This is a genomic window from Xenorhabdus thuongxuanensis (assembly GCF_001908095.1).
Taxonomy (GTDB): domain Bacteria; phylum Pseudomonadota; class Gammaproteobacteria; order Enterobacterales; family Enterobacteriaceae; genus Xenorhabdus; species Xenorhabdus thuongxuanensis.
Genome location: NZ_MKGR01000032.1, coordinates 26873 through 35003, shown reverse-complemented (window position 1 = coordinate 35003; position 8131 = coordinate 26873). Strand labels below are relative to the sequence as shown.

1 protein-coding gene is annotated in these 8131 nt (G+C 50.4%); it reads right to left on the bottom strand.

The features are described from left to right. On the bottom strand, positions 1-8127 hold an 8127-nt coding region (locus Xentx_RS15930; protein WP_244149887.1), incomplete at its 3' end, for an amino acid adenylation domain-containing protein. Positions 8128-8131 lie beyond the last annotated feature (4 nt).

Genomic DNA, 8131 nt, shown 5'->3' with positions numbered 1-8131 from the left:
CGGACGGACGCCCAGCGCAATCAGATAATGGGCTAGCTGATTAGCGCGGCGGTTCAGTTCGCCATAGCGAATAGTTTGCCCTTCAAATACCACGGCGGGCGCATTGGGTTGTTGTTCTGCCAGCGCTTCAAATTGAGGGTGGACTAAGGTGTTTGGCGGGAAATCCATCTGTGTGGCATTGAAATCTGCCAGTAATTGCTGTTCCGATTCTGGCATTATTGGCAGAGTGGCAATGCGTTGTGTTGCATCAGTGACCATGGCCACTAGTATGTTTTTCAAGTAGCCAACCATACGTTCAACAGTTGTTGAATCGAATAAATCAGCGGCATAGGTTATAGCGCCGACCAAACCAGATTCGGTTTCAGTGAGTGATAATGTGATGTCAAAATAGGCACCATGATGAGCTTGTTCAATGGATGTGAGTTGCAAATCAGGTAATACCAGGTTCTGAGCGGGGGTGTTATTCAAGGTCAGCATTACCTGAAAGATAGGACTGTAGCTTAAGTTACGTTCAGGCTGGAGTGCCTCCACGACCTGTTCGAAAGGCAGCTCCTGATGAGCATAGGCGGCAAGTGCTTGTTCCCGAACTTGTGCGAGCAGATCCGCTATATTGAGGTCACCATTAAATTTGACACGTAAAGCCAGCGTATTGACAAAAAACCCCATCACTGCTTCAAGCTCATGGTGTGGGCGATTGGCGATTGGTGTGCCGATAACGATATCGTCCTGACCACTGAGTCGGGCCAATACGATACTCCAGGCACTCAATAGGGTTATAAACAAGGTGCTGTTATGACGCTGTCCAAGTCCCTTCAGTGATGCCAATAACGCGGCATCAAACTGAAAACAGATCTGGTTGCCAATATAGGTTTGTATGGCTGGGCGTGGCCGATCCGTGGGCAGCGTCAGTAAGGCCGGCACATCTTTAAGCTGAGCACACCAGAAATCACGTTGTGTAGTGAGGGTCGTTTCTTTTAGTTGCGCATATTGCCAAACGGCATAATCAGCATACTGGATGGGCAGTGGTGGTAAAGGATCTTCATTGCCATCAAGCGCCGCACGGTAGAAAATCCCCAATTCTCGCACTAATACACTAAGAGACCAACCATCGGTGATAATGTGATGCAGGGTCAACAACAAGATGTGCTCTTCGTCTGCCAGTTGCAACAATTGACCACGAATAAGTGGCCCTTGGACGAAATCGAAGGGAGTTTGGGATTCGAGTTCGACAAGCTCGGTAACACGGCGGGTATGCAAGGCCGGATCAAGCTGGCGCAAGTCTTGGCAAGATAGGGTAAAACCGATGTCAGCGGATTCAATGTGTTGGTAAGGTTGCCCCTCAATCAATATAAAGCGAGTGCGCAGGCTTTCATGGCGGGCAACCAGACGGTCAAGAGCAATAACTAACGCATGATGATCCAGTGAACCGGTCAGGCGTAGTGCCGCAGGCAAATGGTAGGCTTGACTCGCCGCCGGATCGAGTTGACAGAGGAACCATAAACGTTGTTGGGCAAAGGACAGGGGCAATGGCTGGTTGCGGTCAGCAATGGAAATCACGGTTTGAGTCGTTGTCGCCGTTCTAGCCAGCGTATGAGCTAGTGTCATTAGAATCGGTTGGTTAAAGAGGATCTGTAACGGCAATTCCCGCGCCAGCATTTGGCGAATACGGGCGACAAGCTGGACGGCCAGCAGGGAGTGCCCGCCCAGCTCAAAGAAATGATCATAACGGCCAACACGTTCCAGCCCCAGCAAGTCTTGCCAGATTTGTGCCAACGCCGTTTCTATTTCACCGATAGGTGCTTCATAGCTGCGCATCACTATGGCAGAAGCATCCGGTACAGGGAGTGCCTGTCGGTTGAGTTTGCCGTTAGGCGTTAATGGAAAAGTGGCTAACGTGACAAAAGCACTGGGCAGCATATAGTCGGCAAGGTGTTGAGCGAGTTGCTGACGCAGTTCAGCGGGCACCAGTTCAGCACCATCCCATGGCCGCAGATAGGCAACCAAGTATTTCTGACCTGGCTCATCTTCGCGTGCGATCACTACGGCTTCACGCACCCCATCACATTGCATCAGTTGTGCCTCTATTTCTCCCAATTCAATGCGGAAGCCGCGCAGCTTGACCTGAAAATCATTGCGGCCAAGGTATTCAATCGTACCATCGGGCAACCAGCGACCCAGATCGCCGGTTTTATACATACGGGCGTTTGGCTCTGAAGAGAACGGATCGGCAAGGAAACGCTCAATAGTCAGTTCAGGCTGGTTTAGATAACCGCGAGCCAGACTAACGCCAGCGATATAAATTTCCCCCGTGACACCAAAGGGAGTGAGTTGCCCTTGGGAATCGAGAATATAGCTTTGGGTATTGGCGATGGGTCGGCCAATCACTGAAACTGCCGGTACACCTGACTGAGCAGAATATTCATACCAAGTGGCATCACCATTGATCTCGGACGAACCATAGAAATTAAGGAGACGGAGCCAGGGATACTCAGTGACTACTTGTTGTGCTAACTCAGGTGCAAGCTGTTCTCCGCTGCAAATCAACATCTTAATTGATTTCAGATAATGACCTTTATCGCCTTGTTTATCACTACCTTGTATCAATATTTTCAAGAGGGAAGGTACGACGACCAAGTAGTTAACATCAAAACGCTGCAAGCCTTCACTGAAACGGATGGGATCTTTGACTTCATGGTTATCAAAAACGACCAGTTTGCCACCTGCCAGTAGCACGCCCAAGGTTTCAGTCACTGAATCGACAAAGCTGATACTGGTTTTTAGCGCTCCAACTAATGGCGGAATTGCGATATCTCGGACGAACCACAATAACCGATTGCATAAGGCTCGGTGACTACTCATTACCCCTTTGGGTAAGCCGGTGGAGCCAGAAGTATAAACAACATAAGCTAGATGATGGGCAGTCAGACCTGATACCTCTGGATTGTGATCTGGCTGTGTTTCCATGAAGGGATCCTGGACATCAAGTGTGATGATAGGAATAGCATCAGTTGATTCAGTATTTGTAAAAATATCAAGCCATGTTCTTTGGGTCAGTACCACTGCTGGTGCCGAGTCTTCAAGCATATAGGCCAGCCGTTCGGCAGGATAAGCCGGATCAAGTGGCACATAAGCCCCACCAGCCTTGAGGATACCAAGCAAACCAACTACCATTTCCAGACTGCGTTCGACACACATCGCGACACGATCATCTGGGCATACACCCAACGTTATTAAATGATGTGCTAAGCGATTGGCACGGCGATTCAGTTCACCATAGCTAAGTGACTGTTCACCGGACACCACGGCGATAGCGTCGGGATGCTGTATCGCTTCTATTTCAAACAGTTGATGAATCAGGGCCTCCTGCGGAAAATCGGCTTGTGTGGCATTGAAGCCTGCCAACAGTTGTTGTTGCTCCAGAGGAGGTAGGATCGACACGTGCAGAATGGGTTGCTGTGGGTTATGAGTGAGTGCATCAATAAGACCGCTGATGGCAGTGATCAGATAATGGATTATGCGTGCAGGGTCAATATTCGTCACAGTTTGGGCAGTTAAGTGGAAACCAGTCCCCATATCATCCACTGATAGCGTGATTGGATAGTTGGTTCGTTCTTCTGCCGCCAGGATACGTATCCCAGCCCAGGCTGAATCGACCGTTTCTACTTCACCAGATTGACTGTGACGATAATTCAATAAGGCACTGAACAACGGCATCGGTTGGGCTACGCCACTGCATCGTTGTGCCAGCGATAATGGTGCCTGTTCATGTTCTAATAACAGGGTCAGATTGCGATAGGTGGTCTGTACTACTTCTTGTACGCTGAGTCCGATCAGAGTAATCCGTATCGGCAGCGTGTTAATAAACATACCCAATATTCTGTTGGCTCCTGCGATCCCCTGCAAACGCCCCAATAATACCGAGCCAAAGACCACATCGTCATGACCACTGGTTTGTGCCAGCACTTGCGCCCACGCGACATGAAACAGAACGCCGGGACTGATGCCTAAACGGCGAGCCTGAGAGCGAATCACCTTCGCCAAAGTGGGATCAAGCGACAGACAGTGTTCGTTGATAGCCCGATTATCGCTGGGTACGTTGAGTATCCCGTAGGGAGCGGTTGGCTCATCAATATCAGCCAGTTGGTCACGGAAATAGGCTTCATGCTCTGCTACTGGCACACTTAATATCCGGGCAATAAAGTTGCGATAAGGTAGCGCAGTGGGCAGCATGGCGGCATTTCCCTGCAACATGTGGGCAATCTCAGCGAAAATCAGCTCCAGTGTCATATGGTCACTGACCAGATGATGAAAACGCAAAGATAACAACCATTCATTGTGTACAGGATCATGGGCGATATCTGCGGCGAACAGCGGCGCGCGGCTCAGATCGAGGCGATGTTGGCGCGGATCTGTGCCAGCACGTAGTTGCGATAAAACATCGCTTTCTGTGGTTGGGGTGAAAATATTGATATGTAGCGATGCCTGACGCCAAACCACCTGAACTGGCTGAGCCAGATCTTGCCAATAGGCGGCAGTTCGCAGAATGTCATGGCGATCGATAATGTGTTGCAACGCAGCTAAAAAGGCATCAAGACGTTTGCGGGTATCGAAAGCGAGCAGGCTTTGCAACAGATAATCATCACCTTGTGTCTGTAGCAAGTGCTGGAAGAGAATGCCTTCCTGTAACGGTGCCAGTGGATAGATATCCTGCACATTGGCGGCTCCTTCTGGTACAGCCGCGACGATAGCGTCAATCTCGTTTTGGGACAACGAAACCAGCGGCAGCATATCCGGGCTAATGGAAGTACAGCCTGCGGGAATAAGCTGGGGTGGCACTTCGAAAGAGCAGGGATTGTCTTGATATGCCAGGATGGTTTGCGCCAGCTCACTGAGGATCGGGGTCGCGAACACACTGCGCACGTCAAGCCGCCAACCCAGGTTATGCAGTTGTTCAATCAGGTTGACGATCATCAATGAGTGTCCGCCGAGTTCAAAGAAATGGTCATGACGACTGACTTGTTCCAGTCCCAGCAAATCTTGCCAGATCCGGGCTAAAGTGGTTTCTATCTCTCCGACCGGCGTTTCATAGCCGCGAGCTATCATCGCAGATGTAGTGGGGACAGGCAGGGCCTGACGGTCAAGTTTGCCATTAGAGTTCAGCGGGAAAGTGTCCAATGTCATAAAGGCGCTGGGCAACATATAATCAGCGAGGTGTTGGGCGAGTTGCTGGCGCAATTCGGCCGGCACCAGTTCAGTACTATCCAGAGGCCGCAGATAGGCGACCAACCGTTTCTGCCCCGGTTCATCTTCACGGGCAATTACCACCGCTTCGCGCACGCCTTGACATTGCATCAGTTGGGCCTCGATTTCCCCTAATTCAATGCGGAATCCGCGCAGCTTGACCTGAAAATCATTGCGGCCAAGGTATTCGATATTGCCATCGGGCAGCCAGCGACCCAGATCACCGGTTTTATACATACGCGCATTCGGTTCTGAAGAAAAGGGATCGCTTAGGAAGCGCTCAGCAGTGAGTTCAGGTCGATTCAGGTAACCGCGAGCCACACCGGCACCGGCGATATAAATTTCGCCGCTAACCCCAAGGGGAACAGGTTGACCGACGACGTCAAGAATATAGATCCGGGTATTGGCGATGGGGCGACCAATATGAGAAACCGCATTTGTCATTCGATTCATGCATGTCCAGGTCGAATACGTTGTCGTCTCCGAAGGACCATAGAGATTGCAGATATCTTCTACATCTGAATGGGTAAACAAATGTTCGACGATATGAGGTTTCAGCGCTTCCCCTGCCAAATTAATGGTTTTAACGGTGGGCGGAATGGCGTTTGTCTCGCTCAAATGTGCGATGGCCGATGGCACTGTATTAATCAGGCTGATCGCATGTTCTGTAGAAGAGGGTTTGGTCGCGATTAACGACAGGGCATCAGAAACAATATGAACTGTGCCCCCAGAAATCAGTGGCGCAAAACATTCGTACACGGACAAATCAAAATTAAATGAAGTCGCGAACAGAGTATGAGCCAATGCTTCGGGGCGAAAAGTTCGTTGGACCCAGGTCAGAAAATTCACGGTATTACGATGGGCAATAGCAACCCCTTTGGGGGAGCCGGTGGAGCCTGATGTGTAGATCACGTAGGCCAGATGATTTGATGTTAAACCCAGAGATTGCGCATCGGGATTGTCTGTCGATTGACTTAAGGGTTCGTGATTGTCATTGTCGAGCAGATTGTCGATGAATACCGTAGGTACGGAGCTGATCAGTCTGTCGATTAGCTTTTTCTGGGTGATGACCATGACGGGAGCCGCATCTTCAAGCATATAGGCCAATCGGCTGGTTGGATAAGCAGGATCGAGCGGGACATAAGCGCCTCCCGCTTTAAGAATAGCCAGTAATCCTACCACCATTTCTAAACTGCGTTCGACACAGATAGCAATTCGATCGTCTGGATTTATCCCCAGTGTAATCAAATGATGAGCCAGATGATTGGCATAGCGATTCAATTCCCCATAGCTAAGAGACTGTTTTCCACACACTACTGCCGTCGCATTGGGCGTTTGTGCAGTTTGCGCTTCGACCAGTTGATGGATCAGGGCTTCCTGTGGGAAATCGGCTTGAGTGGTGTTAAATTCCACCAACAATTGGTGCCGCTCCGATGCTGACAATATTGGCAGGCTGGCAATGGTTTGTTTGGTAATATCTTGTCCGGCATCGCTTGTCATTGCCACAAGTACCCGTTTCAAATAGCCGGTCATACGTTCTATCGTTGAGGAATCAAACAGATCAACGGCATATTCCAGTTCGCCGAACAGACCAGATTCGTTTTCGGTCAGCGATAAGGTCATATCGAAGTGGGTACTGTGACGTGCTTGTTCAATTTGAGTGAGTTGCAGGCCTGGTAACGTCAGGGTTCTGGCGGGCGTATTGTTTAAAGCCAACATCACTTGGAAGATCGGACTATAGCTTAGGCTACGTTCAGGCTGGAGCGCTTCCACCACCTGTTCAAAAGGCAGATCCTGATGGGCATAGGCAGCAAGCGCCCGTTCCCGAACCTGAGCAAGCAGATCTGCCACATTGAGATCATCTTTGAAAGTGACACGCAAGGCCAGCGTATTGACAAAGAAACCAACCAACCCCTCAAGTTCACGGTGCGGGCGGTTGGCGACTGGCGTGCCGATGACAATGTCATCCTGCCCACTGAGTCGGGCGAGTACAATACTCCAGGCTGCCAGTACAGTCATAAACAGAGTGGTGTGATGCCGTTGTCCAAATGACTTAAGTGATGCCAGCAAGGCCGCATCAAACTGAACAGGCACCTGTCTACCTGCATAAGTCTGTACGGAGGGGCGTGGCCGATCCGTGGGCAGCGTCAGCAAGGCTGGGGTGCCCTTAAGTTGCGTACACCAGAAATCGCGTTGTTTGGCAAGGATGGTGCCTTGTAACCACTCGCGCTGCCAGACGGCATAGTCAACATACTGAATGGGCAGTGACGGAAGCGGATCATCATGGTTGTTGAGAGCCGCACGATAGAGCGCACCCAGTTCGTGCACCAGCACCCCGATAGACCAGCCGTCAGAAATGATGTGATGCTGGGTGAGCAATAACACATGTTCTTCATCCGTTAGCTGTAACAGTTGGCCGCGGATCAATGGGCCTTGGGTCAGGTCGAAAGGTGCCTGTGCTTCAAGGGCGGTCAGTTTGGCGAGACGGTTAGTGCGTGTTTCGGTGTCTAACGGACGCAGATCATGGCAGGACAGGGTAAAGCCAATATCAGAAGAATCAATGTATTGGCAGGGATGACCTTCAATCAGTATAAAGCGGGTACGCAGGCTTTCGTGACGCGCAATCAGGCGATCGAGTGCGTTAGTCAGGGCATCACGGTTAAGTTGACCCGTCAGGCGCAGCGCTATTGGAAGATGATAGGCCAAACTGGCGGCAGGCTCGAGTTGGTTAAGGAACCACAACCGTTGCTGGGCGAAGGACAATGGCAGAGGAAGATCACGGACTGCCTGCTTGATTGGTGGCCGCTTCTGATGATGCTTGTTATGTTGTAATTTCTCTTTAATTTTCTTTTGTAAAACAGCATGTTTCAGGTTATCACGGTTCATGTTA